The organism is Flavobacterium enshiense DK69 (genome assembly GCF_000498495.1).
Taxonomy (GTDB): Bacteria; Bacteroidota; Bacteroidia; order Flavobacteriales; family Flavobacteriaceae; genus Flavobacterium; species Flavobacterium enshiense.
Map to the genome: position 1 here is coordinate 76941 of NZ_AVCS01000015.1, position 25358 is coordinate 102298.

Here is a 25358-nt window from a genome sequence, read left to right on the forward strand (position 1 = left end):
TTTGGACATAATTTTCCTGATAGCAGTCATAATTTTAGGCCTCGGGTTCATAGCTTCATTTAAAAATCAGCTGGACCCGATCGATTTGCAGCATCTTAGGAAATTGTTCTTTTTTCATTTGATCTTCGGAATGTACTACTGCTTTTTTGTTACGGGCGATGCGGCCGGTTATTGGAGAGTAGCCCAAAGTATGACTCCAGAAGATTTTGATACGTTTATTGTTGGGGAAAAAGGAACATATATTTTATTTGCGCTGAATTATTTCCCGGCCAAAATACTCGGGCTTTCCTATTTTTCGGGTACGATGCTATATTCTTTGTTGGGGTTTATCGGGATGATGTTTTTTTATGTAATTGCCGTTAAAACAATACCATACAATTCTAAATTCCGCAATTATACACTTTTTCCAATGGTTTTTTTCATGCCTAATCTGCACTTTTGGAGTTCGGCGGTAGGGAAGGATACCTTATTGTTTTTGTGCATCGGGATGTTCTCCTATGGTATGCTAGCTGTATCAAGGCGTTTATTGCTTCTTATTATTGCGTTGTTGTTGTCTTATATTATCAGACCGCACATTACGTTGTTCTTATTGGTGGCTTTTGGAATGTCTTACATAGTAAGTTCAAAGGTTTCACGTACGAAAAGGTTTTTTCTTTCAATTATTTTAATCGGAATCGGGATTGCTATTTTGCCTTCTGTAATGGAATTTGCCAAAATTGAGGAAACCACCATCGATAGTTTCGAGCAGTTTTCAGAAAAAAAAGCAGACTTGCTAAGTCGTGCTAACTCAGGTTCCCGAATTGATATTTCCTCATATCCCTTTCCTTTGAAAGTATTTACATTTTTATTCCGCCCGTTGTTTTTTGATATCAATGGAATTCCGGCAGCAATTGCTTCGATAGAAAATCTGCTGCTTTTGATTATTACTGTAAATGTCTTTCGAAATAAACCTTTGCAAACTGTTAAAGCTGCTCCGTTTATCATCAAGGGCCTTATATTGTTCCTGATTATCGGAACGATTGCTTTCTCTCAGTCATTGGGGAATTTAGGGATTATGATCCGTATGCGAAACATGTTCCTGCCTGGCTTATTGTTGTTTATCCTTTGGTCTTTCTCTTATCGGAAAGAACTCGAAATGAAGAAAAAATGATAGCGGGATGGAAACGTCATAGCGAGAAAGTTTTCCTGGTTTTTTTATCAGGTTACCATCTTTTGTTTACCTTTTTAACCTGGGATTACTTTTCTGGAAAAAGTGGTGATGCTGCCTTTTATTGGTTTGAAATACAATCATCGGTTTCCAAGTCATTCTCTGATTTATTCCATTATGGCTCCGATTTTGTATTGCTGTTGAATTACCCTTTCGCAAAACTATTGGGATTGAATATTGGTTGGGGATTTTTTATTTACAGCCTCATTGGTTACCTCGGAATCCTTCAATTTTACCGATTATGTCAACTTTTTTTAAACAAGAAATACCTATTTAAAGGCTTTGAAAGCTATTATTTACTGCTGTTGTTGCCCAATCTTCATTTTTGGACCGCTGGTTTAGGAAAAGAATCGTTGTGTTTTTTATTCATAGCAACAATTTTATTGGAATTAGCAAAGGACAATTTTAAATCCCCAGCGATGCTTTTATCGGCTTTTTTGTTAATCCTTATCCGACCGCATATTGCCCTTTTATTATTGTTTTCTGTTGCTGTCGTTTATTTTTTCAGTAATAAAATAAATTTGAAACAACGAATACTCATTGCTTGTGGATCTTTGGTTTTGTTTTCTGGATTGTTTTATATGTTTTTACAACTTTCGAAAATAAAGCGATTTGATTTTGATAGAATCAAGTATTTTAACGAATTTTCATTGTTGTCGTTTAAAAATTCGGGAAGCTACGTCCCGATCATAGAATATTCCTATCCCTATAAAATTTTCACATTTTATTTCCGGCCGTTCATCAATGAAATTCCCACTGTGTACGGATTGGCGTTGGGACTGGAAAATGTAGTCGTATTGTTGTTGCACATCGGTGCTTTGCTTTTGTTTTTTCTGAATTATAAAAAAATAGATTTCCCATTGGTTTTTAAAATAATCTTGTGTTTTGCATTACTTTCGGGACTTCTCATAGTACAACGTTATTCTGGGTTGGGTATTTTTGCGAGGACAAAAATCATGATGCAGCCCTTTGTTTTATTAGTGTCGCTTTGGATAATCGCCGAAGTAAGAAGTTTAACGATTGATAGAGTCAAATGAAAAAACTAGTCCGTATTACTACCGTTCCAATTTCCCTTGAAAAATTGCTGGAGAACCAGTTAGGGTACATGAAGGATCATTATGAAGTGACTGCTGTTTCTTCAGAGAAGGAACGTTTGAGTAATTTTGGTAAAGATCAGGGGGTTAAAACGTTTGAAGCGGGTCTGACCCGACAAATAACTCCGCTTCAGGATTTAAAGGCGTTGTGGCAGTTGTATTGGTTTTTTAGAAGGGAACAGCCTTATATTGTTCATTCGCACACTCCAAAGGCAGGAACTGTAGGTATGCTGGCGGCGAAATTAGCCCGAGTTCCAAATCGTTTGCACACGGTTGCCGGTTTGCCACTTTTAGAGGCCAGCGGCAACAAAAGGAGATTGCTAAACTTTGTTGAAAAAATCACGTATGCTTCGGCAACTAAAGTGTATCCTAATTCTAACGGATTAAAAGAAATCATACTCGAGGAGAAATTCTGTAGACCGGGCAAATTAAAGGTAATAGGTAAGGGGAGTTCCAATGGGATAGATACAGAATATTTTGCGGCACAGGCTGTTTCGGAAGGACAAAAAGCAAAGCTGACAGCTGAACTGGGGATCAAGAATGATGATTTCGTATTTGTTTTCGTAGGAAGAATTGTTGCCGACAAAGGCATCAATGAGTTAGTGGCAGCTTTTTCAAAATTGCAGCACAAAAACTACAAATTACTACTAGTGGGGCCTTTTGAAAATGAACTTGATCCTTTGCTTCCTGAAACAGAAAAAGCGGTTGAAAGTAACGAAAATATTATTTCGGTTGGCTATCAGAAAGATGTACGGCCTTATTTTGCCATTAGCAATTGTCTGGTTTTTCCAAGTTACCGTGAAGGTTTTCCCAATGTAGTGATGCAGGCCGGCGCGATGGGGCTTCCTTCTATTGTGAGTGATATAAACGGCTGCAATGAAATTATTTCCGAAGGTGTAAACGGAATCATTATCAGTCCAAAATCAACCAACGCAATTTATGAAGCGATGTTGCGATTATTGGACGATGTGCATTTGTATACTTGTTTGAAGCAAAACGCACGCGAAATGATTGTTAACCGCTTTCAGCAGGCTTTGGTCTGGGAGGCTATTTTAAATGAATATCAAAGTCTGGAAAATAATGTATTGTAGTTTTTTAAAACGGTTTTTGGATGTGTTACTTTCTTTGACGGGCTTGATTTTGTTAAGTCCAGTCTTTGTTGTGGTCACAATCGGACTGTTTTTTGTCAATAACAGAAAACCGTTTTTTATTCAGAACCGCCCAGGTAAAAATGAAGTACTCTTCAAAATTATCAAGTTTAAAACGATGAACGATAAGAAAGACTTAGAAGGAAATCTTCTTTCTGATGCACAGCGTCTTACCGCTATAGGTCGTTTGGTCCGTAAAACATCCGTTGATGAGGTCCCTCAGTTGATTAATGTACTGCTTGGTGATATGAGTCTGATCGGCCCGCGCCCGTTGCTGCCGGAATATCTTCCTTTGTATAATGAATTCCAAAAGCAAAGGCATGCTGTTCGTCCTGGAATTACAGGTTGGGCACAAGTAAATGGTAGGAATGCCATCGATTGGAATCAAAAATTTGAATACGATGTTTGGTATGTAAGGCATTTAAGTTTAATATTGGATCTCAAAATTATTTTTATGACTATTAAAAAAGTATTTGTCCCTGAAGGGATTAATGCGGATGAAGTGGTCACAATGGAAAAGTTTAAAGGAAATTAAGATGTATTTATACGGTGCAAGCGGACACAGCAAAGTTGTTATTGATATACTCAAGGCGCATGCTATAGAAGTCAAGGCAGTCTTTGATGATGCGCCTTCGGTTACTTCAATTTATGATATTCCTGTTTTAATTCCTTCAAACGAAGATTTTAAAACTCAAGATTCCGTAATCATATCCATCGGAGACAATGCTGTCCGTAAAAAAATTGCAGCGCGTTTGGATATGAAGTTTCCGAACGCTATTCATCCTACGGCCTTTGTTTCCGAAAAAACAGAAATAGGTCCCGGAACCGTGATAATGCCTAATGCAGTTGTGAATGCGTTTGCCAGCATAGGAAACCATTGCATCATTAATTCAGGTGCGGTTATCGAACACGACTGTGTTTTGGGAAATTTTGTTCACGTTTCTCCTAATGCCGCTCTGGCAGGAGGTGTTATTTTGGAAGAGGGATGTCATGTGGGGATTGGTGCTTCAGTTGTTCAAGGGGTGAGAATCGGGAAATGGGCCATCATCGGAGCAGGCGCCGTTATTATTAATGACGTACCAGATCATGCTGTGGTCGTGGGGAATCCGGGTAAAGTAAAGAAATACAATACCGCATTTTGATATGGTAAAACGCTTTTTCGATATTGTTTTCTCAATTGCAGCCCTTGTTTTAATGGGATGGATTATTGTTCTGAGTTGGCTTGTAGCAACTTTGGATACAAAAACCAATGGCTTTTTTCTTCAGAAAAGAGTAGGACAGTTCGGAAAGTCGTTTACTATTATAAAACTTCGAACCATCCGAAGAAATAAAGAGGGAATTGCTTCGATTTCTAAAATTGGCGCTTTTTTGAGAAATTCAAAAATTGATGAATTACCTCAATTTATAAATGTTTTAGTTGGCGATATGAGTATCGTGGGGCCACGTCCTGATTTACAGGGGTATTATGACTGTCTTGAAGGTGAAAACAGAAAAGTACTCGAATTGCGTCCGGGACTGACAAGTGAGGCCTCTTTAAAGTACTATAACGAAGAACAGCTTTTGGCAGTACTGGATAATCCCTTGGAATATAACGATGAAGTGATTTTCCCGGATAAAGTAAGCTTAAATCTGCAGTATTATTATGAACGTTCCTTTCTGGGAGACTTAAAAATTATTTTTAAAACATTGTTTTATAAATTAGGTTAATTTAACATTTATAATGCGGTTTTTTTGAAAGTTTCATTACATTTGTTTCAAGGTTTTCCCCAAACTTAGCTTAGCCCTTAGATAATGAGTAAAGAGAAAATATGGCTCTCGTCACCTCACATGGGAGGTCGTGAGCAATCCTATATACAACAGGCTTTTGATACCAATTGGATAGCTCCGTTAGGGCCTAATGTTTTAGGTTTTGAATCGGATCTTGAAGATTATTTACAAAATGGGACTTCTGTTTTTGTTGGGGCTTTAAGCTCAGGTACAGCTGCCATTCATTTAGCACTAATTCTTTTAGGTGTTTCCTCTGGTGATGAAGTTATTTGCCAGAGTATGACTTTTTCAGCATCTGCCAATCCCATATTATATCAGGGCGCTTTGCCTGTTTTTGTTGACAGCGAGCCGGATACGTGGAATATGTGTCCTGAATCGTTGGAAGAAGCCATTAAAGACAGGATAGCAAAAGGCAATAAGCCTAAAGCAATCATTGCAGTGCATTTATACGGAATGCCATTTAAAGCCGATGAAATTACAGCTATTGCTAAAAAATACCAAATTCCGCTTATTGAAGACAGTGCCGAGGCGCTTGGAAGTTCTTATAAAGGGGAAAAATGCGGAACTTTTGGTGATATTGGCGTTTTATCGTTTAACGGAAATAAAATCATTACCACTTCAGGAGGAGGTGCTATTGTGGTTAGGTCAAAAGAACTTAAGGACCGCGCCGTTTTTTTTGCAACGCAATCACGTGATAATGCACCACACTATCAACACAGTGAAATAGGTTACAATTACAGAATGAGTAATATCTGTGCCGGTATTGGAAGAGGGCAGATGGAAGTTTTGGATGAACATGTTTCTCTGAGAAGAAAAGCCAATGCCTTTTATTCGGATTATTTTTCGGCCATTGACGGAGTGAAAGTTCTGGAAGAACCTAATTCCGATTGGTTTTCGAATCATTGGCTGACCGGTATTGTGATTGATCAGGAAAAGACCGGTAAAACTTCGGAAGACCTTCGTCTTGCTTTTGAAAAAGAAAACATAGAAAGCCGTCCGTTATGGAAACCAATGCACCTGCAGCCAATTTTTGAAAAATATCCTTATTACGGAACAGATATTTCTGCGAACCTATTTAAAAACGGGTTATGTCTTCCTTCCAGTTCTAACTTAACCGATAATGACTATGCAAGACTGGAAGATGTTTTGAATGGTTTCTTTTTCTAAAAAATGAACAGGATTTGAGAACGAGTAGTATAGTTAAAATAAAAAGTGGTTTTTGGCAGGTTTTGAAAAAGGCCAGTTTTAGCTTTAATGTTAAAAACTTAAGCTATTTACCCCGATGGATTGTACTTTCCATTGATGTTTTAATGGTACTGTTGTCCGGTTTTTTGGGTCATTTACTGCTTAAGGGAATCGGCTTTGATTTTCTAGTAAATAAAAATGTGTGGATGATCTTATTTTTATATTTAAGCATCACCGTTTTTTTCTTTTGGGTATTCAGGACTTATTCAGGGATTATTCGTCATTCGTCTTTTATCGATGCTGTAAAATTGTTTATGGCACAGTCCTCGACTTTTTTGTTTTTACTGTTGCTTAATACTTCCTGGGATATTTTTAAGGGAGGTAAATTATTTTTGAATACCCATCTTTTTATATCTGTTTTGCTGTCATTTTCATTTTTACTGTTGTATCGGATGATAGCAAAAATTGCATTTGAAAATTATATCCGGGAAGTCAAGAACAATAAAGTTTCCAAAGTGCTTATTTTCGGTACGGAAGCAAACGCGATAGCCGTTGCCAATGCACTGCAAATGGAAAGTCCTGCCCGATTTAAAGTTGTAGGATTCATAGACAAAGCTAATAAGAATACCTCTAAAAGAATTTTAGATTTGTCGATTATTGAGTTGAATAAACCGATTCCGGTATTATTGCGCTACAATGGGGCAGAGGGGCTTATTATTGCTGATGAAGAACTGTCAAATGAAGAAAAGTTTGAAATCATCGACAGTTGCCTTGAATACAATCAGAAAGTATTTTCTATTCCGAAAATTACTGATTTCGAGGATAAGGAGAGCATCTTAAGCAAGATTAAAAACGTACAGATATCCGATTTATTGGAACGCCAGCCTATTCAACTCGATAATGATACTATTTCCAATCAGATTAAAGGGAAAACTGTTTTGATTACCGGTGCAGCGGGTTCTATAGGAAGCGAAATTGTGTGGCAGATCCATGCTTTTCAACCCGAGAAAATTATTTTGGTTGATCAGGCCGAAACACCTCTTCATCATTTAAGCATCGAGATTGATAAACTGAAATCCGATGTTTTGGTTCGTTCCATAATTGCCGATATCAGGGATTACAGTGTCATTGAATCTGTTTTTAAATCTCACCAACCGGATTTTGTGTACCATTCTGCGGCTTACAAGCATGTTCCTTTAATGGAGGAAAACCCGTCTCAGGCTATATATACGAACGTTCAGGGGACAAAAAACCTTGCAGATCTTTCTGTAAAATACGGTGTTGACCGTTTTGTTATGGTTTCCACTGATAAAGCTGTAAACCCAAGCAATGTTATGGGGGCGAGCAAGCGCATTGCCGAAAAATATGTTCAATCATTGTTTTTATCTTTGAACCGTTCAGGCAGACACACAACAAAATTCATCACAACCCGCTTCGGAAATGTATTGGGTTCCAATGGTTCGGTTGTGCCTCTGTTTTCACAGCAAATTGCGAATGGCGGTCCAATAACCATAACCCATCCTGAAATCATTAGGTATTTCATGACTATTCCGGAAGCCTGTCAGCTGGTCTTGGAAGCTGGCGCCATGGGTAATGGAGGAGAGATCTTTATTTTTGATATGGGCAAACCGGTTAAAATAATTGATTTAGCTACCAAAATGATTCGACTGGCCGGACTTCGCCCCGAAAAAGATATTAAAATCCAGATCATTGGGCTGCGCCCGGGTGAGAAGTTGTATGAGGAACTGTTAAATGATTCGAGCAAAACATTGCCAACACACCACGAAAAGATAATGATCGTAAAAGAGGTTACCGATGAATTCGAAACTCTGAACCGTGAGATAAAAGCACTTCTATCGATTACTTCTGATTTTGTGTCCCACGACATTGTGATGAAAATGAAAGAAATTGTTCCTGAATTCTTAAGTATGAATTCATCTTATGAAAAACTTGACAATTAAACACTGTCTGTTTTTAAAGGTTACTAAGTGAAAAAATTATATTTGCAGAAAATATCCCAATAATAGAATGGAAAATAAAATAAGATTTTTTTTGGCATTTACGGTGTTGACTGTTATGTGTTCCTGTGCCAGCCGAAAAAAAATGGCTTATTTACAACCTTCGGAAGTTAAGAGTGAAAAAAATCTGAAGAACGAAGATATAAATGAAAAAAAGGAAAAATCGCTGTATGAACCAATAATTCAAAATGATGATTTGCTTCATATCATCGTGTCTGCCGAAAATCCGGAAGTGGCTGCTCCTTATAATCTAAAGTCGGTCTCAGTAAATAATGTTACGGGAAACACTAATATCAACCAGAATCAATTAGAGGCGTATCTGGTAGACAAAAATGGCGAAATCGAATTTCCGCAGCTGGGTAAAATGAAGTTGGCTGGATTAACCCGATTGGAAGCGGTTGAGAAAATAAAAAAACAGCTGACGGATTATATTCAGAATCCGACGGTATATATCAGTATTGTGAATTTTAAAGTTTCGGTTCTGGGAGAAGTTACCAGACCGGGTTCCCACACCATTTCCTCAGAACGTATTACTCTTTTGGAAGCCTTAAGTCTTTCAGGAGATTTAACGGTGTATGGCAAAAGGGAAAATATTATGGTTATCAGAGAAAAAAGCGGAGAAAAGACGATTGCTACCGTAGATATTACCAAAGCTGATTTTATACATTCACCTTATTACTATCTTTCCCAAAACGATGTCATCTATGTGGAAGCCAACAGGGTAAAAATGGGATCGTCACTTGTTGGCCCAAGTGTTACCGTGGGGCTTTCTGTATTATCGATAGCTCTCGGAATTATTTTAATAGCTGTAAATTAAAACTATGCAGAACGATCCTTTAACACAGCAAAATAATCCGTTTGACAATAGTTTTGATATAAAGGACCAGGTGGTTTATTATATCCGAAACTGGAAATGGTTTGTGGTTAGTATTTTAGCTGTGGTTTTGGCAGCTTATCTTTACGTGCGGTATTCTGTTCCCCAGTACAGTGCAACATCAATATTGATGATTAAGGACGATAAGAAAGGTGGTGTTGATTCTGAGCAAACTGCTTTTTCCGATCTTGCCGTTTTATCAAGTGTAAAGAGTAATTTGGATAATGAGATTGAAGTGATTAAATCACTGACCATCGTTAAAGCTGCGGTTAAAGATTTGGGGCTTAACGTTACCTATGTAAATGAGGGGAGGGTGAAATCGGAGGAGATGTACAATAAAGCGCCCATAAATTTCATGTTTGTGACACAACAGCCGGGCTCTGAAAACAGAACGATAAATTATCGTCTGAGCAGTGCTTCTGATAACCAATTTACACTGTTTGACAGTGTCGGTGGAAAACTAGGCGTTTTTTATTATGGTGAAACTATCCGATTACCTGAGGGGGAAGCTGTGGTTTTGGCCCGAAACGATAAAAAGAATTTTGTGAAGCGTCCCTATAAAATATCGGTAATAGTAAGAACTGTTGCCGATGTTGCCGGAAGCTATAAAGGAAGGCTGAATATAAAAAAAGTGGGGGATCGGACAAGTATTGTGGAACTGTCTATAGTGGATCCTATACCGCAAAGAGCAGAGGACTTTTTAAATGCACTGATCAGAGTATATAATGAAGATGTGGTGGCCGACAAAAATAGGGTTTTTGAAAATACGTCTAAATTTATCAGCGAAAGACTTAAGCTAATTGAAGGTGATCTGGGCGATGTGGAACGCGATGCTGAAACCTTCAAACGGACTAATCACGTAACCGATATTACTTCGGAGGCCAATTTGTTTTTGGCTAACGCCAGCGAATTCGAACGCAAAGAAATTGAAACGGATACGCAGCTTAAGATTGTGGCTACCATGGCTGATTATGTGAACAGCAGCCGAAATAACGAATTGATTCCTGCCAATATTTTAACCTCAGACGCTAATGCTTCCGGATTAATCGATCAGTATAATCAAATGGTCCTGGAGCGTAACCGATTGCTTAAAAGTGCAGGTCCGAAAAATGCAGTCGTGAAAACGCTTGATGGGAAAATCGAGTCGCTAAAACAGAATATTGAGTCCAGTCTTTCCCGTTTGAATACATCATTGGAAATCAAGAAGAAGGATCTGGCTTATCAGAACGCCCTGTTCAACGGAAAAATATCGAGAATTCCGACTTTGGAAAGGGAAGCTAAAATATTAGGACGTCAGCAGCAAATAAAGGAGTCGTTGTATCTTTATTTATTGCAAAAAAGGGAAGAAACGGCAATTTCGCTTGCTGTTACAGCGCCTAATGCCAAAGTTATAGATCCTGCTTTGTCATCAAGAGCGCCTATTTCTCCGGTAAAGGGCACAATCTATTTGTCGGCTTTTGGTATTGCTTTGCTTCTGCCTTTCGGGATTTTGTATCTACTCAATATGTTGGATAATAAAGTTAAAGCAAGACAGGATGTTGAAAGTAAATTGTCTATACCTTTCCTGGGGGATATTCCGACATCGAACGCAAGTGAGGCTATTATCAATGCCAGTAACCGTTCCAGTACAGCTGAAGCTATCCGTATTGTGAATACCAATCTTGAGTTTATGCTTAATCAGGTGCCTGATGAAATGGCAAAAACGGTATTTGTGACTTCTACCATCCCTAAAGAAGGGAAAACGTTCTTATCCGTAAATCTTGCCAGTACCATTGCGCTTTCGGGTAAAAAAGTATTGCTTATCGGAATGGATATCAGGAACCCTAAGATTGACGGTTACCTGGATTTGCCAAAAGAAGGGGTGACCAATTATCTGTCAACCAAAGATGCTGATTTATTTTCGTTTATTCATAAAATTCCAAATTTCAGCGAGTTGTATGTGTTGCCATCCGGGGTGATTCCTCCCAATCCGGCAGAGCTTTTAATGAGCCAAAAAGTGAATGAAATGTTTACTAAATTGAAGCAGGAATTTGATTATATCGTTGTGGATACTTCGCCGGTGCATTTGGTTACCGATACTTTGCTTATGGCACATCATGCCGATTCGGTTGTTTATGTTGTCCGGGCCAATTATATGGATAAAGATCTTTTAAGGGTTCCGCATCAATTACATACCGAAAAGAAAATGCCTAATATCGGAATCGTTCTTAATGATACCGAGGTGAAAAAGGGATACGGGTATGGTTATGGAGCCTATGGTTACGGTTATGGTTATGAACGGGAAGAGGAGAAAATGCCGTTGTACAGACAGTTGCTGAACAAAATAAAAGCTACGGTCTGAAAAATAGTTTACCGCTTTAGTTGTTTTAACTTTCCAGGCTGCAACCCTTATTTAAAAATGCTATTGTTTTTCATGGCTTCAATCAATGGAGCCGTATCTTTTAATTTTACTTTTTTGGAAAAAGCTTCAATGTGATTTTTGTGATGGACGTCTGAACCAGTGAAGTCAATCAAGCCTTTTTTTAGCAGTTTTTTCGCTGTCTCCGCTACTTCAGGGCCGTAATACCCAACAGTCGACAATAGGTTTAACTGAAAATAACAACCTGCTTTTTTTAATTTTTCGTATTCTGAGAAGTTGGAGTGGTAGTAGCTGTATCGTTCCGGATGTGCTAAAATGGGTGTGTATCCGTTCAGCTGTAACTGGAACAGAGTGTTGTACAGTTGAATCGGAGGGGTCATGTAAGACAGTTCTACCAATGCATAATTATCTTTGAGTGTCAATAATTGTTTGGTTTCAAACAATTGCGTGAAATTCTCATTTATCATGTATTCTGAAGCTACTTCCAATGAAAGTTTTCCTGATAGTTCCGGAGAAAGGGATTTGACTTCCTGATGTTTTTTCAGGATGCTTTCCCGGGTATTGTCCCAAATGTGCTCATTCGTGTGTGGTGTGGTAATACACTTTTCGAATCCTAAATCCAAAAGAGACTGCATTAAGAAATTAGAGTCTTTTATGGTTTTGGCACCATCATCTATTCCGAATAAGATGTGTGAATGAATATCCACATAACCGTTGGGGATCAGGTCTTTTAAAACAGGCTTTGACTTTAACAATGATAACATGGCGCAAAGGTATGGATTTTTTGGGAGATCCTTCCTTGCACGGGATGACAGTCAAGGGATGGCAATACAATTTACTCATGATGAACATTTTGGGTTGTGTTTGTGGCATGCAATTATAGTGACTGTGTTGTGTTTTCTGTTAAGATGTTTGTGTTTTTTGCGCAGTTCCTGCGTAAAGCCAATATAGAAAAATATGATTTTCCAGCCGCTGCCTTCGGGTATTTCTGTGGATAGGGTTATTGTTTCGATTTGGTTCTTTTTCAGTTTAATTTCTTCACTGTAACAGGTGTTGAATGTTTCATTGATGGGGTCCCAGTCGGAAGCGGCCATCTGTAAATGGACGTGCGAAGCTTCTTCTGATGCCAGTCCAGGTGGTTTTGAGGACTGAAATCCGGAAGCAAAATTGTATTCTTTTCGGGGTAATATCTGAAAGCCATCTTCAATGTTTTGTGTAAAGGACGGTTTCTGTTGCCTTCAAAGCCAATCAGGATTTTGGGACGTAATCTGAATTCCTCTCTTCTTTCAGTTTTTGTTATCCTTTTGGGTTTACAGTATCTATAAAATATATTTTGTAATAAAAGTAACAATAAAAATAAAACAGAATGTGGTGTAATTGTGAAAAACATGCTGTTTAATTTAACGCCATAGATTTGGACAATGGTTAAAATAGTTTAATTTTGGAAGCTCATAAAAAAAACGGTTCAATATAAATGGAAAAGAGGAGTTTTGCCGAAGGGGAATGGCTTTATGAAATTGGCCCAAAAAACAACGTTTTTTCGTTAAATCTGAAGGAAGTTTGGCGTTATCGCGATTTGTTGCTGCTTTTCGTAAAAAGAGATATTGTTACGGTGTACAAGCAGACCATATTAGGACCTTTATGGTACTTCATTCAGCCTTTGTTTACGGCTATTACATTTACCATTATTTTTAACAATGTAGCGGGAATTCAAACCGGGAAAGTGCCTTCTTTTCTCTTCAACCTGGCGGGAATAGTAGTGTGGAATTATTTTACCTCCTGTTTAAATGAAACTTCGGATACTTTTAAAAAAAATGCCAACATTTTTGGGAAGGTTTATTTTCCAAGGATAATCACGCCAATGTCTATAGTAATTACCAATCTGGTCAAGTTAGGAATTCAGCTTTTGATTTTTATATTCTTTTATGTCTTTTATCTGCTAAAAGGAATGGAAGCTAATCTCAGTTGGACACTTCTTTTGCTATATCCGTTTTTGGTTGTTGTAATGGGGCTTTTAGGGTTAGGCTTGGGGATGATTATTTCTTCTATGGTCACTAAATACCGCGATCTTACTTTTTTGGTTTCCTTTGGAGTACAATTGCTTATGTATGTGTCTGCTGTGATGTACCCTATGGGATTGATAAAAGAGAAATTACCGCAATTCGGTTGGTTGATTGAGTATAATCCTTTGGCCTATGTAGTGGAATCCTCAAGATATCTACTTTTAGGAGAAGGCTCTTTATCTTTGGGCGGATTTGTTTATACTATCTTAGTTTCAGTCGTTGTGTTTTTTTTAGGCTTGGTTGTTTTTAATAAAACAGAAAAAAGTTTTATTGACACGGTGTAATGAGTAATGAAAAAGAAAAACCAGGTTTTTTAAAGACGGTAAAGATGAAAGACGAAGATATCATATTAAAAGTAGAAAATATATCGAAACAGTATCGCTTGGGTACAATTGGAACAGGTACGCTGAGCCATGATTTAAACCGATGGTGGCATGCGGTTCGGGGAAAGGAAGATCCTTATTTAAAAGTTGGGGAAACCAATGACAGGGCTTCCAAAGGGAATAGCAAGTATGTTTGGGCTTTGAAAGATATTGATTTTGAAGTAAAACGAGGTGAAGTGTTGGGGATCATCGGTAAAAACGGTGCAGGAAAATCTACATTACTTAAAATTTTGTCTAAGGTAACTGCCCCCACCACAGGAACCATTAAATCCAGAGGGCGGATTGCTTCACTGCTGGAAGTAGGTACAGGTTTTAATCCTGAACTGACGGGTAGAGAAAATATCTACCTGAACGGCGCTATTTTAGGGATGACAAAGGCTGAAATTACCTCAAAACTTGATGAGATTATTGCTTTTAGTGGTTGTGAACGTTATATCGATACCCCAACTAAACGCTACAGCAGTGGGATGACGGTGCGTCTAGCCTTTGCGGTAGCTGCTTTTTTAGAGCCAGAAATTTTAGTGGTGGATGAGGTCTTGGCCGTTGGAGATGCTGAGTTTCAGAAGAAGGCTGTCGGAAAAATGCAGGATATTGCGAAAGGGGAAGGAAGGACAGTACTTTTCGTAAGTCATAACATGACAACGATTAATAATCTGTGTGAAAATTCCATCCTATTGGACAAAGGAAGGATTTTTAAGTCTGGCCCGACTGCAGAAATAGTACCCTATTATTTGTCTTCTTCAAGTGATGAAGCGATGGTGCCAAAGATTATGTTTGAAGATAATGAAAAAAAACGTTTTCAGTTCTTGGAAGCAAAGCTGGTAGATGAAAATGGGGTTCTTTTTCCGGAATGTGTAGTTCCTACGAATCAATCGTATTTTTTTGAGATTGATTATAAGTTTAAAGAAGACGTTCCTAAATGTCATTTAACGTTAATAATTAAAAATTCCGCTGGCGAAGTGGTACTGTTTATTGATAGAAGTGATTTTTATCAGGAATTCTTTGTTGCCCAAACTGGCAGGTATAAAGCATTGGTTCAAATACAAAACCCGCTTCTAAAACCGGATGTATACTATGTTACTTTAGGGTTGGCCAATCAATATTCCAGCGCAAATGACCACCAGTTTGATATTTTGAAATATAAAATTGAAGATTTAAGTTCCATCAGAAACTCAAGACAAGGAAGCCTTTTTTTGCCGACGAAATGGGAAATGATGAAAATCGAATAAGATGAAAAAATTTTTGGGCAATATTTTGCTTCGGTTGCTTCTTAAAGCAGATGCTGATTTAAAAAGGAGATTATATGATTCTTTAAAGAACAGCCATTCTGATGCTAAGTATCTTTCATATAGAAGAAAATATGCAATTGCAGATACTTTCAGGTTTAACGGATTGAATATAGTATTCTATGGGAAGGGGCAGATTGTTTGCGGAGAGAACTCTTACATAGGAAACTATTCCACGGTTCAGGTTTCGCCTAATCAAAAAGTTGTCATAGGTAATAACTGCTCAATATCTCATAATGTAAGAATTTATACTTGTTCAAATAAAACGGATCAGGACATGAATACAATAGCTTCCAAACAAAAAGTTTTTGGCGATGTAATAATAGGAGACGGGGTTTGGATTGGAGCTAATGTTTTTATAAAAGAAGGAATTACAATAGGGAGTAATGCGATAATCGGAGCGAATTCGGTGGTGACAAAAGATTTGGAAACAGATGGAGTTTACGGAGGAATTCCTGCTAAACTGATAAGGAAAAAAAACTGCGACTATGCTGAAATCCTTGATTAAAATGTTTTTGAAGGGTGGCGGAGTAAACAGGTTCAGGACATTTTTGGTGAATTTAGCCTATGATAAAGTCCGGATTTATGTTTATAAGAATGTTTCTTTTTTTATAAGTAAAAAGGCAAAGCTGCTGTTTGAGCAAGGTGCTTTTCTGCAAGTCGGTTCAGCATGGAAAAATACAGCATTTCAAAATACCACTTTCAAAATGGAAGAAAATTCGGTTTTAAAAGTTGAAGGGAAATTCGATATACATACCGGAGCTTTTATTGTTGTGAACAAGAATGCAGAACTTGTTTTAGGTAGTGGTTATACTAATAATGATGTAGAGGTAAATTGTTTCAAATCCATTAAGATTGGCCATCAGGTTGCTATTTCTAAAGGGGTCATTATTAGGGATTCCGATAATCATGTTCTGAATGGCGATGCTAATAAAATGAGCGCTCCCATTGTTATTGGCAACCACGTTTGGATAGGGCTCAGAGCCATTATTTTAAAAGGAGTCACTATTGGTGACGGAGCGGTGATAGCGGCGGGGGCAGTAGTTATAAAAGATGTACCCGCAAATACTGTGGTAGCAGGAGTGCCAGCCAGAGTAATTAAAGAAAATTGTAGTTGGGAATAGAAAAAAATAAAATAGCATTTTTTATACAAGCCAGGCTCGGATCTACGAGGTTACCAGGTAAAGTGTTATTGCCTTTTTATGAAAACAATTCGATTCTGGATTTACTTGTTCAGAATATTAAGAGTAATTTTTCTAATATTTCTCTAGTATTGTGTACTTCAATAAATAACTCAGACGATTTAATTGCTGGTTTTTGTAAAAAAAAAGGGATTGACTGTTTTAGAGGAAGTGAAAATAATGTTTTAGGCAGATTTTTGGAGGCTTCTGATTTTTATAATGTATCTACTATTGTTAGGGTATGTGCAGACAACCCTTTTTTGGATATTTTGTTTTTGAAAGAGTTGTTAGATTTTTATTTTGATAATCCAAATGCGGATTATTGGAGTTTTAAGAACGATGAAGGTATTCCGGTTATAAAAACTCATTATGGTTTTTTTGCCGAAATAGTATCAAAAAAGGCTTTGCAAGCCGTATTAGAGGAAACGGATGACAATTTGTATTTAGAACATGTTACCAATTTTATTTATTCACAATCAGGTTTTGAAGTAAAACTTAAATCGTTACCTCATTATTTAAAGAATAGGACTGATTTGCGATTTACTATAGATGATATAGATGATTTTGAAAATTTGAAACCAGTTTATCAATATTATAAAAACAACAATCAAGATATTCAAAAAACCATATTATTTGTAGATGGGAATAGTAGAATAAAAAACAAAATGATTGCCAACATAAAAAAATATTCTAAATGACATATATAATAGGGGAAATAGGTCAAAACCATAATGGTTCTGTTGAATTAGCAAAAGTAATTATAGATTTGGCTTCAAGAGAGATTAGAGATGAGGTTTTTGGTAATGTTTTAAAGGGGATGGATGCCGTAAAATTAACAAAGCGAGATTTAAAACAAGAGCTGTCTAAGTCGCAAATGGATAGGGTTTATGATTCCCCTCATTCTTTTGGAAGAACCTATGGTGAGCATCGTGAGAAGCTTGAATTGTCAGATGAAGAACATTTTGAGGTGTACAAGCATGCTAAAGAAAAAGGATTAGACTTTGTGGAAACCCTCTGTGCAGTGGGGTGTTTATCGATGTTAAAATATTTTAACCCTGATAAGTTGAAAGTTGCCAGTAGGGATTTAACCAATTTGCCATTATTGGTAGCTCTGGCAGAGACTAAAATTCCAATTATTATTTCAACCGGAATGGCCGGGAAAAAGGAGTTGGATAATGCTATTGATGTTATTACTAAATATCATGATGATTTGTCAATTTTGCACTGTGTTTCCCAATATCCTACGGAACCTATGAACGTAAATTTAAATACGATTAACTACCTTCAGAAATACTATGCTGATTATGAGATAGGGTATTCTGATCACACCATAGGCATCGCAACTCCCGTTGCTGCCGTTGCTATGGGAGCTAAAATCATCGAGAAACATATAACGTTAGACCGAAGAATGAAAGGTACCGATCAGGCTGGATCGTTAGGGCCGGACGGAGTTCATCGAATGGTGAGAGATATTCGTATTTTGGACATGTCTATGGGTGTTGAAGATATTTTTGTAGTTCCAGAAACCATAGCAGCCAAAGTGAAGTTGGAACGTTCTATTGCAACTAATAGGGATATGAAAGTAGGAGAAATAATTACAGAGAATGATATTCATATGCTTTCACCGGGAGATGGTTTTAAATGGATTGATAAAGAAAAGGTAATAGGGAAGGTTTTGAAAGAGGATATCGATACAAATGAAGTAATTTATAAGAAAAATTTAATATGGTAATAGAAATAAAGAGTATAGCTTCTTTAACGGAATTAGAGAATAGAAATAAATTAAATTACCTTTTTAATAATTGTCCAATACCTGATGATGAAAGATTGGCAAATTCAGGTTTGTTCGTTAAAAGACAGGATTTAACTAAGCAGCTTTTTTTTAATGATTTGTATTCGAAATTCATCGGTGTTCATGGGGTTATAATGGAATTTGGAGTTAGATGGGGGCAAAATTTAGTTACTTTAAATAATTTGAGAGGGATTCATGAGCCATTTAATTACAGTAGAAAAATAATTGGATTTGATACATTTACTGGTTTTGCAAATGTTAGTGAAAAAGATGGTAATCATAAAATTATAAAAAAAGGAGCTTTTTCGGTTACTAATGAGTACGAAAAGTATTTAGATGAAGTTTTGGATTATCATGAAAAAGAATGTCCTGTTTCCCATATAAAGAAAAATATTCTAATTAAGGGAGATGCAGTTGAGATGTTGGAAAAATATTTAGAAGAACATCCTGAAACTATAATTGCATTTGCTTATTTTGATTTTGATGTATATGAGCCTACAAAGAAGTGTTTGGAATTAATTAAGCCTTATTTAACAAAAGGTTCAATTATTGGTTTTGATGAATTAAATGATCCGCAATTTCCAGGAGAAACAGTCGCACTTAAAGAAAGTTTAGGGCTTAATAATGTTGCTATAAAAAGAAGTAAGTATAGTGGGATACAATCTTATTTCGAGTTCTTATGAAAATACCAAAGTTAGTTTTAACAGATATAGATGGTGTTTGGACCGATGGAGGTATGTATTATGACCAAACAGGCAACGAATGGAAAAAATTTAATACCTCTGATAGTGCCGGGGTTTTGTTTTGTAAAAAGTTAAATATCCCCGTTGGGATTATTACAGGTGAAACTACAGAAATAGTAAAGCGTAGAGCGGATAAATTAAAAATTGATTTTTTGCATCAAGGTGTTTCCGATAAGTTAACAGTAGCTAAAAAAATATGTGAAGAGTTAAAAATTTCTTTAGAGGATGTCGCTTATATCGGCGATGATATTGGAGATTTGACGCTGCTGAATCAAGTCGGATTAAGTTCGGCTCCCAATAATGCTCCGGATTACATTAAGAGTAAAGTTGATTTTGTCACCAAAAAAAATGGAGGAGATGGGGCTTTTAGAGAGTTTGTGGAAACTGTAATAGGGGATGCAAATATTGATAATATTTTGAAAAGTCTGTAATGAAAGACCGTATAGATATTAAAAATTTTATTCTAGAAATTGAAAATGATTTTCCGGTTAACAGTTGGAAAGTTGATACTGTTCATATTTGGCCGATACTGCGCTATCACGTGTTTTTTGGATTGATTTACACCATAGAAAATGACAGATTGAGGTTTGAAAAGAAAGAGGAGACTTCATCTGATAATACTCAATCCACTAACTTGATTAATGGATTCAAACAAGTTTTAAAATGGATTTGGTTTTCCTTTATCCTGCAAAAAAAACAGCAATTATTTTTTTCGCCAAATCATATACGGGTAAATTATAATAACAGATTCTTTAACCGTTTTTTTGATAGCCTGATTCGTTTAAAGGGATTTGAAAAATCATCTTATGTTTTTGATTATCACCAGGAAAACAAATCGGAATGGTTAGTTGAAAATCAGGAGGTCTTTCACTCTCTTTTGGCCTATAACACCGGCTACAAAAGATGGAACAAATTGTTGAGGAAATTTGGATTACGCAAAAAAAAAATACTGTCATTCGACTTGAACGGATATGACGATTTTTTGATCTACCTGCAAAAATTTCCAGAAACGGTTCATTTGGCCAATAAATACAATACGTCATTTTTAACGCAATATTTTAATGCCATATTTGAGAATGAGCATTTTTTTGATAAAATACTAGGAAAAACGAAACCTAATCAGGTTTACATCATCTGTTATTATAACCCGATAATGCATTCTTTGCTGTTGTCTGCCAAAAGAAAAGGTATAAAAGTAATTGAAGTTCAACATGGGCCTATGTCCAATACCCATTTATCATATACCCATTGGAATAAAGTGCCTGAAGAAGGCTATGTGTTTTTACCAGATGAATTTTGGTGCTGGGATCAGGATAGTTTAAATAATATGGATTCCTGGTGCAATAAAACTCAGAAACATTCTGCTTTTCTTGGGGGGAATCCTTGGTTGGATTATTTGAAAAAAAACAAACAGTCTGTTGCTTTGCCCCAAAACATGGTTTTGTATACCTTACAGCCATTAGCTTTTGAAGTTCTGTTTCCGGAAGGATTGTTGACTTTGATTCGAACGCGGAAATGGATGTGGTACATCCGATTGCATCCAAGACAGTGGAATCAGAAAAAGGAAATTTCAGACTATTTAAAACTACATGGTGCTTTTGATATGGTAAATCTTGAAGAAGCCTATACTGTCCCATTGCCTGTTTTGCTGGAAAACTGTCTGGTGCACCTTACACATTTTTCGGGATCTGCCATAGAGGCTTCAATGATGAATAAATACTCAATTATTTTGGATAAATTGGGTGAAGATACTTTTAAAGAAATCATACAAAATCAAAAAGCGATATATTTGCCAATTGACAACCAATTTTCAGATTCTTTTGAAAATATTTTAAACAAACTTTGATTTTGCAACCTTTAATTTCGATTATAATTCCAACTTATAACAGGGCAGATCTTATTGAAGAAACGCTCAATTCTTTATTGGACCAAACTTATTCAAATTGGGAATGCATTATTGTAGATGATGGTTCTAGTGACAATTCTCAAGATGTAATACAAAATTTTGTAGAAAAAGATCAGCGTTTTAAATATTTTGACCGCCCCTCGGATAGGGTTAAAGGAGCTAATTCTTGTCGCAATTTTGGTTTTGAGAAGAGCAGTGGCAGTTATGTGAAATGGTTTGATAGTGATGATTTGCTTTTGCCCGATGCATTGGAGAAGCAAATAGATGTTTTAAAGAATACAGAAAAAAAAATAGCGGTTTGTCAATATCATTTGTTCAGGAACAGGTTAGCAGAGCAAATAGTTCCACAATATGAAAATGATAAAGTTGAGAATTTGTTCCAAACTTACATTTCTGGAGGTATTACCTTGAATACTCAAATTATTTTATTTGAGAAAAAACTCGTGGAACCTTACAGGTTTGATGAATCTCTTTTCAGGGCACAGGATCTGGATTTTTTATATCGGGTGTTAAAAGAATGCTCTTCTTCAATAGTGTTGCAAAATAATGTTCTTGTTCAGATACGAGCTCACTCTAATTCAATTACCGGAACTTATCATAAAGGTGATATCAGCTCACTAGATTCTGAAATTAGGGTGCGAGGGCGTATTTTTCAAGAAAATTACTTCAATAATAAGGTTTCTCAAACCGTTCAGCAACGAGTATTGGTGATGTATCTCTACAGCCTCAGAGCTTTACTTCTTAACAGGTACTATGAAGAGTATAAAAGTTATATGAAAAGACTTCGGAAGAATTTGTCTTTCGAAAAAAAAATAAAGATAAATGTATTACTAGGTCTCGCGGCTTTATATCATCGAACCGGAAAAGGTATTTATATTTACGGCATTATTGCAAAAAAAATCTAGATTGGGATCAAATCAAATCAAATTCAGCATATTAATTACAACCAAAAACAGGTTGGAGGATTTGCTTTATACGCTTTCCAAAATAAAATACCTGTTGGAACGGGAAGATACGGAATGTGTTATCTGTGATGATGGCTCGGATGACCAAACCTACCAAACCATAAAAGCAACTTTTCCTGAAATTAAACTACTTAAAAATAAGGTCAGCAAAGGATTAATATACAGTCGCAACCGGTTGATGAAAGCATCGGTCGGTGATTATGCGATTTCTATCGACGATGATTTGCATTTCATCACTTCTAATCCCTTTGAAAGAATCGAAGTTTTTTTTCAGAAACACCCTAAATGTGCCGTTCAGAGTTTTAGGATTTTCTGGGATAAAAATGAACCTGAGCGTACGGCAACAACACAAACCTCTGAAATTGTGAATGGTTATGCAGGTGGAGCCCATGTGTTTAGAAGGACAGCATGGAAAGAAATTCCGGATTATCCGGATTGGTTTGTTTTTTACGGAGAAGAAAATTTTGCATCACAGCAGTTGTACAAGAAAGGATGGGAAGTACATTATGTTCCTGAAATATTGGTTAATCATAGAGTGGATTTAAAAAATAGGATTGGAGGAACAGATTATAGATTAAGGCAGCGAAGAGCCTTACGGGCAGGCTGGTATCTTTATTTTATGTTTTGCCCGTGGCAATTTTTACCTAAAAAAGTTGTATACACTTTATGGATGCAGGTCAAGACTAAAGTCATAGCATACAGGTCTTTTTTCTTTTTTACGGTTGTTTTGCAAGCCTTATGGGATGTTTTTATTAATTTACCTCGCTTAATGAGAGGGAGTAATCGTTTCACGATTGAAGAATATGAAGAATTTATTAAATTACCGGCGGTAAAATTATATTGGAAACTTGATGAGTAAATGGATGTATTATTTTGTAGGTATCAGACTTTTTTGGTGGACTACTAACAATAATGGGGGAAAAGATAATTTTGGAGATATTTTGTCTAAATTTCTTGTCGAGAAACTGACAAATAGGAAAATTATTAAAGTTCCTCATCCTTCAATGAGAAGGTATAAGCTTTTTTTGAAACATTATTTGACAATAGGGAGTATACTTGAAGTAGCAAATTCAAATTCAATAGTTTGGGGTAGTGGGATAATCAGAGAAAACCAATTCGTAAGGGAAGCTAAGTTTTTAGCGGTACGAGGACCGCGAACCAGGAGTAGATTGTTGGAACTAGGCTATAAAGTGCCTGAAATATATGGAGATCCAGCAATATTATTACCCCTATATTTGCAAAAAAAAGTTGAAAAGAAGTATAAAATTGGGATAATACCTCATTATATAAATTATGAAGAAGTTCTTGCTTCTTTTGGAAATGATGATAGGATCAAAATTATTGATTTGATGACAGATGATGTCGAAAGAACCATAAGTGAAATCTTAGAGTGTGAAAATATAATTTCTTCTTCATTGCATGGGGTTATAGTCTCTCAAGCATATTCAATTCCTTCATTGTGGGTTAAATTTTCCGAAAAATTGGCAGGAGACAATGTTAAATTTTATGATTATTTTGAATCAGTTGGTATCACATACGAAAGTGAGTTTCAAATAAACCCTCTGCATTCATGTTATGAGGAATTACTTAACAGGATTGAAGCAAATAGACATTTATTGTTGCCTGATAATATATTGTTAGCCAAAAGGCAGGATAGTTTATTGAAAAGTTGTCCCTTTTAAAAAAAATAAAATATTTTTTTATGAGAGTAGGCTTTAATCCACAAAAAGACAAAGAACTTGAAGAAAATTCGTTTTTTCATCAAATAATTATACCTGTGTATATTCCTAATGAAAAGGATTATTTTAGAGATAGCCTTTCTATCCTGAAATTGTGTGTGTCTTCATTAAAAAAAACAACACATAATAAAACATTTTTTACTATCGTAAACAACGGAAGTTGTGAGGAGGTAATTTCCTATTTAGATGATTTATATCATAAAAAAATAATTAATGAAATAATACACACTTCCAAGATTGGTAAACTTAATGCCATTTTAAAAGGATTGGGAGGGCATAATTTCGAATTAGTAACTATTGCCGATGCCGATGCTTTATTTCTAAACGGGTGGCAAAATGAAACATACGAGGTTTTTAAAAATTTTCCAAAAGCAGGAGCGGTCAGCCCTTTGCCTAATCCAAAAATGGTACGATATTTAACTTCAAACATACTTATGGAAAATATTTTTTCGAAGAAGTTGTTTTTTTCGAATGTTAAGAATCCTTTAGCATTAAAGAAATTTGCTAAAAGCATAGATAATGTTGGATTATTCAATGAATTTAATTTAGATAAATATTTAACAGTTCAGAATAACTCATTTAAAGCCGTTGTTGGATCTGGACATTTTGTAGCAACGTATCGAGGTGAGATATTTAATACTTTAAAAAAATATTCAGGGTTTTCTATGGGAGGAGATAGTGAAAGAGTTTTTTTAGATGAACCTACCATCAAAAATGGATTTTGGAGACTTTCTACATTAGATAATTATGTCTATCATATGGGAAATACAAAAGAAGATTGGATGGAATTAGAAGTTGAAAGTGCTTTTTACGATACGAAAAATAATGATAATTTTATTGTGGTTAAGGGGATAAAAGATAAAAATGTAGTTAATTGGCTAAAATTTAAGTTGGTTCCAAAAATTTTGTTCAAAAAAGGCATTTGGCAATTATTTTTACGTTATAAAGGACTGTCTAAAGAAGAGGCAAGTAACTATTAATTATGAAAACTGTAGCCATAATACCGGCCCGAGGAGGCTCAAAACGCTTACCTGGTAAAAACATACGGTTGCTTGGAGGAATTCCTTTGATAGCACATAGCATCCTTAATGCCCAAAAACAGAATTTTATTGACGGAGTGTATGTTTCCACAGATGATGCAGCCATTAAAACTATAGCTTTAAAATATGGTGCGAAAGTGATTGATCGACCTGATTCGATTTCGGGAGATTTCGAACCAACAGTCTCAGCTTTAAAACATGTTTTGGAAACCGTTGATGATGAAGTTGAAAATGTAATTCTATTACAGCCTACAAATCCGTTGCGTCCGGATAATTTACTAAAAGAGGCTTTTGGAATATTTCAAAAAGGAAACCATGACAGTTTATTTACCGTTTCCAGAAATCATCAAAAATTAGGTAAAATTGAAAATAACAAATTCATTCCTTTTAATTATATGATCGGCCAACGCTCTCAGGATTTGGAACCCTTGTATTTTGAAAATGGATTGCTGTATATCAGTAAGACTTCACTGGTTATGAATGATATTATTCTTTGTGAAAATGCTTTTCCGATGGAAGTTACTCATCCTTTTGGCAATATTGATATTGATACGCAGGAAGATTTTGATTATGCCGAATATCTTTTGAATAGAAAATAGAGAATAGAA

General features: G+C 36.1%; 26 protein-coding genes. 24 read left to right on the plus strand and 2 right to left on the minus strand.

Translation table 11 applies throughout. From position 1 onward, the window contains the following. Nucleotide 1 precedes the first annotated feature (1 nt). From FEDK69T_RS10295 to FEDK69T_RS10340, 10 genes are all read left to right on the plus strand, one after another. Nucleotides 2-1150, plus strand: a complete 1149-nt coding sequence (locus FEDK69T_RS10295) for a hypothetical protein (protein WP_131494723.1) — start codon at nt 2-4, stop codon at nt 1148-1150. After that, nucleotides 1147-2244, plus strand: a complete 1098-nt coding sequence (locus tag FEDK69T_RS10300; protein ID WP_035629599.1) for a hypothetical protein — start codon at nt 1147-1149, stop codon at nt 2242-2244. Before FEDK69T_RS10295 ends, FEDK69T_RS10300 begins: the two co-directional genes overlap by 4 nt. After that, nucleotides 2241-3392, plus strand: a complete 1152-nt coding sequence (locus FEDK69T_RS10305; RefSeq protein WP_023574105.1) for a glycosyltransferase family 4 protein — start codon at nt 2241-2243, stop codon at nt 3390-3392. The genes FEDK69T_RS10300 and FEDK69T_RS10305 overlap by 4 nt, the downstream gene beginning before the upstream one ends. After that, nucleotides 3382-3984, plus strand: coding sequence for a sugar transferase (locus tag FEDK69T_RS10310; protein ID WP_035629601.1), 603 nt, complete (start codon nt 3382-3384; stop codon nt 3982-3984). Before FEDK69T_RS10305 ends, FEDK69T_RS10310 begins: the two co-directional genes overlap by 11 nt. A gap of 1 nt (nt 3985) precedes the next feature. Next, nucleotides 3986-4591 carry an acetyltransferase gene (locus tag FEDK69T_RS10315; RefSeq protein WP_023574107.1) on the plus strand — a complete coding sequence of 202 codons (606 nt, stop codon included), beginning with the start codon at nt 3986-3988 and terminating at the stop codon, nt 4589-4591. A 1-nt stretch (nt 4592) separates the two neighbouring features. After that, a complete protein-coding gene (locus tag FEDK69T_RS10320; RefSeq protein WP_023574108.1) occupies nt 4593-5156 on the plus strand; it encodes a sugar transferase in 564 nt (187 codons plus the stop codon). An 84-nt stretch (nt 5157-5240) separates the two neighbouring features. Further along, entirely contained in the window at nt 5241-6383 is a 1143-nt protein-coding gene (locus tag FEDK69T_RS10325; RefSeq protein WP_035629603.1) for a DegT/DnrJ/EryC1/StrS family aminotransferase, read from the plus strand. Between the two features lie 224 nt (nt 6384-6607). Continuing rightward, a complete protein-coding gene (locus FEDK69T_RS10330) occupies nt 6608-8362 on the plus strand; it encodes a polysaccharide biosynthesis protein (protein ID WP_023574110.1) in 1755 nt (584 codons plus the stop codon). A gap of 142 nt (nt 8363-8504) precedes the next feature. Next, entirely contained in the window at nt 8505-9236 is a 732-nt protein-coding gene (locus tag FEDK69T_RS10335; protein ID WP_240473154.1) for a polysaccharide biosynthesis/export family protein, read from the plus strand. 4 nt (nt 9237-9240) lie between these two features. Further along, nucleotides 9241-11634, plus strand: a complete 2394-nt coding sequence (locus tag FEDK69T_RS10340; RefSeq protein WP_023574112.1) for a GumC family protein — start codon at nt 9241-9243, stop codon at nt 11632-11634. 47 nt (nt 11635-11681) lie between these two features. Here the strand turns inward: FEDK69T_RS10340 and FEDK69T_RS10345 are convergent, their stop codons facing one another. Both FEDK69T_RS10345 and FEDK69T_RS15850 read right to left on the minus strand, forming a co-directional pair. Further along, the gene (locus tag FEDK69T_RS10345) at nt 11682-12416 is read right to left on the minus strand and encodes a tyrosine-protein phosphatase (protein WP_023574113.1); all 735 of its coding nucleotides are present in this window, start codon (nt 12414-12416) and stop codon (nt 11682-11684) included. A gap of 260 nt (nt 12417-12676) precedes the next feature. Further along, nucleotides 12677-12853 (minus strand): hypothetical protein, encoded by a 177-nt coding sequence (locus FEDK69T_RS15850; protein ID WP_155959279.1) that lies wholly within the window; start codon nt 12851-12853, stop codon nt 12677-12679. A gap of 273 nt (nt 12854-13126) precedes the next feature. Here FEDK69T_RS15850 and FEDK69T_RS10355 point away from each other — a divergent pair, with 273 nt between their 5' ends. From FEDK69T_RS10355 to FEDK69T_RS10420, 14 genes are read left to right on the plus strand one after another with little or no spacing between them, the layout of a single operon-like run. Beyond that, the gene (locus tag FEDK69T_RS10355) at nt 13127-13999 is read left to right on the plus strand and encodes an ABC transporter permease (protein WP_023574115.1); all 873 of its coding nucleotides are present in this window, start codon (nt 13127-13129) and stop codon (nt 13997-13999) included. Nucleotides 14000-14043: 44 nt separating this feature from the next. Further along, nucleotides 14044-15327 carry an ABC transporter ATP-binding protein gene (locus FEDK69T_RS10360; protein WP_023574116.1) on the plus strand — a complete coding sequence of 428 codons (1284 nt, stop codon included), beginning with the start codon at nt 14044-14046 and terminating at the stop codon, nt 15325-15327. A gap of 1 nt (nt 15328) precedes the next feature. After that, entirely contained in the window at nt 15329-15892 is a 564-nt protein-coding gene (locus FEDK69T_RS10365; protein ID WP_023574117.1) for an acyltransferase, read from the plus strand. Next, nucleotides 15873-16508: an acyltransferase gene (locus tag FEDK69T_RS16170; RefSeq protein WP_035629608.1), complete on the plus strand. Its 636-nt coding sequence runs from the start codon at nt 15873-15875 to the stop codon at nt 16506-16508. The genes FEDK69T_RS10365 and FEDK69T_RS16170 overlap by 20 nt, the downstream gene beginning before the upstream one ends. Next, nucleotides 16499-17263, plus strand: a complete 765-nt coding sequence (locus tag FEDK69T_RS10375; RefSeq protein WP_051385122.1) for a cytidylyltransferase domain-containing protein — start codon at nt 16499-16501, stop codon at nt 17261-17263. The genes FEDK69T_RS16170 and FEDK69T_RS10375 overlap by 10 nt, the downstream gene beginning before the upstream one ends. Then, a complete protein-coding gene (locus FEDK69T_RS10380) occupies nt 17260-18297 on the plus strand; it encodes an N-acetylneuraminate synthase family protein (protein WP_035629610.1) in 1038 nt (345 codons plus the stop codon). The genes FEDK69T_RS10375 and FEDK69T_RS10380 overlap by 4 nt, the downstream gene beginning before the upstream one ends. Further along, nucleotides 18291-19040, plus strand: coding sequence for a crotonobetainyl-CoA--carnitine CoA-transferase (locus FEDK69T_RS10385; protein WP_035629613.1), 750 nt, complete (start codon nt 18291-18293; stop codon nt 19038-19040). Before FEDK69T_RS10380 ends, FEDK69T_RS10385 begins: the two co-directional genes overlap by 7 nt. Continuing rightward, on the plus strand, nt 19037-19531 hold the full coding sequence (locus FEDK69T_RS10390) for a KdsC family phosphatase (protein ID WP_023574121.1): 495 nt from the start codon (nt 19037-19039) through the stop codon (nt 19529-19531). Before FEDK69T_RS10385 ends, FEDK69T_RS10390 begins: the two co-directional genes overlap by 4 nt. Further along, nucleotides 19531-20946, plus strand: a complete 1416-nt coding sequence (locus FEDK69T_RS10395; protein ID WP_035629616.1) for a hypothetical protein — start codon at nt 19531-19533, stop codon at nt 20944-20946. The genes FEDK69T_RS10390 and FEDK69T_RS10395 overlap by 1 nt, the downstream gene beginning before the upstream one ends. A gap of 2 nt (nt 20947-20948) precedes the next feature. Then, on the plus strand, nt 20949-21911 hold the full coding sequence (locus tag FEDK69T_RS15505; protein ID WP_023574122.1) for a glycosyltransferase family 2 protein: 963 nt from the start codon (nt 20949-20951) through the stop codon (nt 21909-21911). A gap of 1 nt (nt 21912) precedes the next feature. Beyond that, on the plus strand, nt 21913-22830 hold the full coding sequence (locus tag FEDK69T_RS10405) for a glycosyltransferase family 2 protein (protein WP_023574123.1): 918 nt from the start codon (nt 21913-21915) through the stop codon (nt 22828-22830). Next, nucleotides 22823-23653 (plus strand): polysaccharide pyruvyl transferase family protein, encoded by an 831-nt coding sequence (locus FEDK69T_RS10410; protein WP_244875460.1) that lies wholly within the window; start codon nt 22823-22825, stop codon nt 23651-23653. Before FEDK69T_RS10405 ends, FEDK69T_RS10410 begins: the two co-directional genes overlap by 8 nt. 20 nt (nt 23654-23673) lie before the next feature. Further along, nucleotides 23674-24690: a glycosyltransferase family A protein gene (locus tag FEDK69T_RS10415; RefSeq protein WP_023574125.1), complete on the plus strand. Its 1017-nt coding sequence runs from the start codon at nt 23674-23676 to the stop codon at nt 24688-24690. A gap of 2 nt (nt 24691-24692) precedes the next feature. Beyond that, a complete protein-coding gene (locus FEDK69T_RS10420; RefSeq protein ID WP_023574126.1) occupies nt 24693-25349 on the plus strand; it encodes an acylneuraminate cytidylyltransferase family protein in 657 nt (218 codons plus the stop codon). Nucleotides 25350-25358 lie beyond the last annotated feature (9 nt).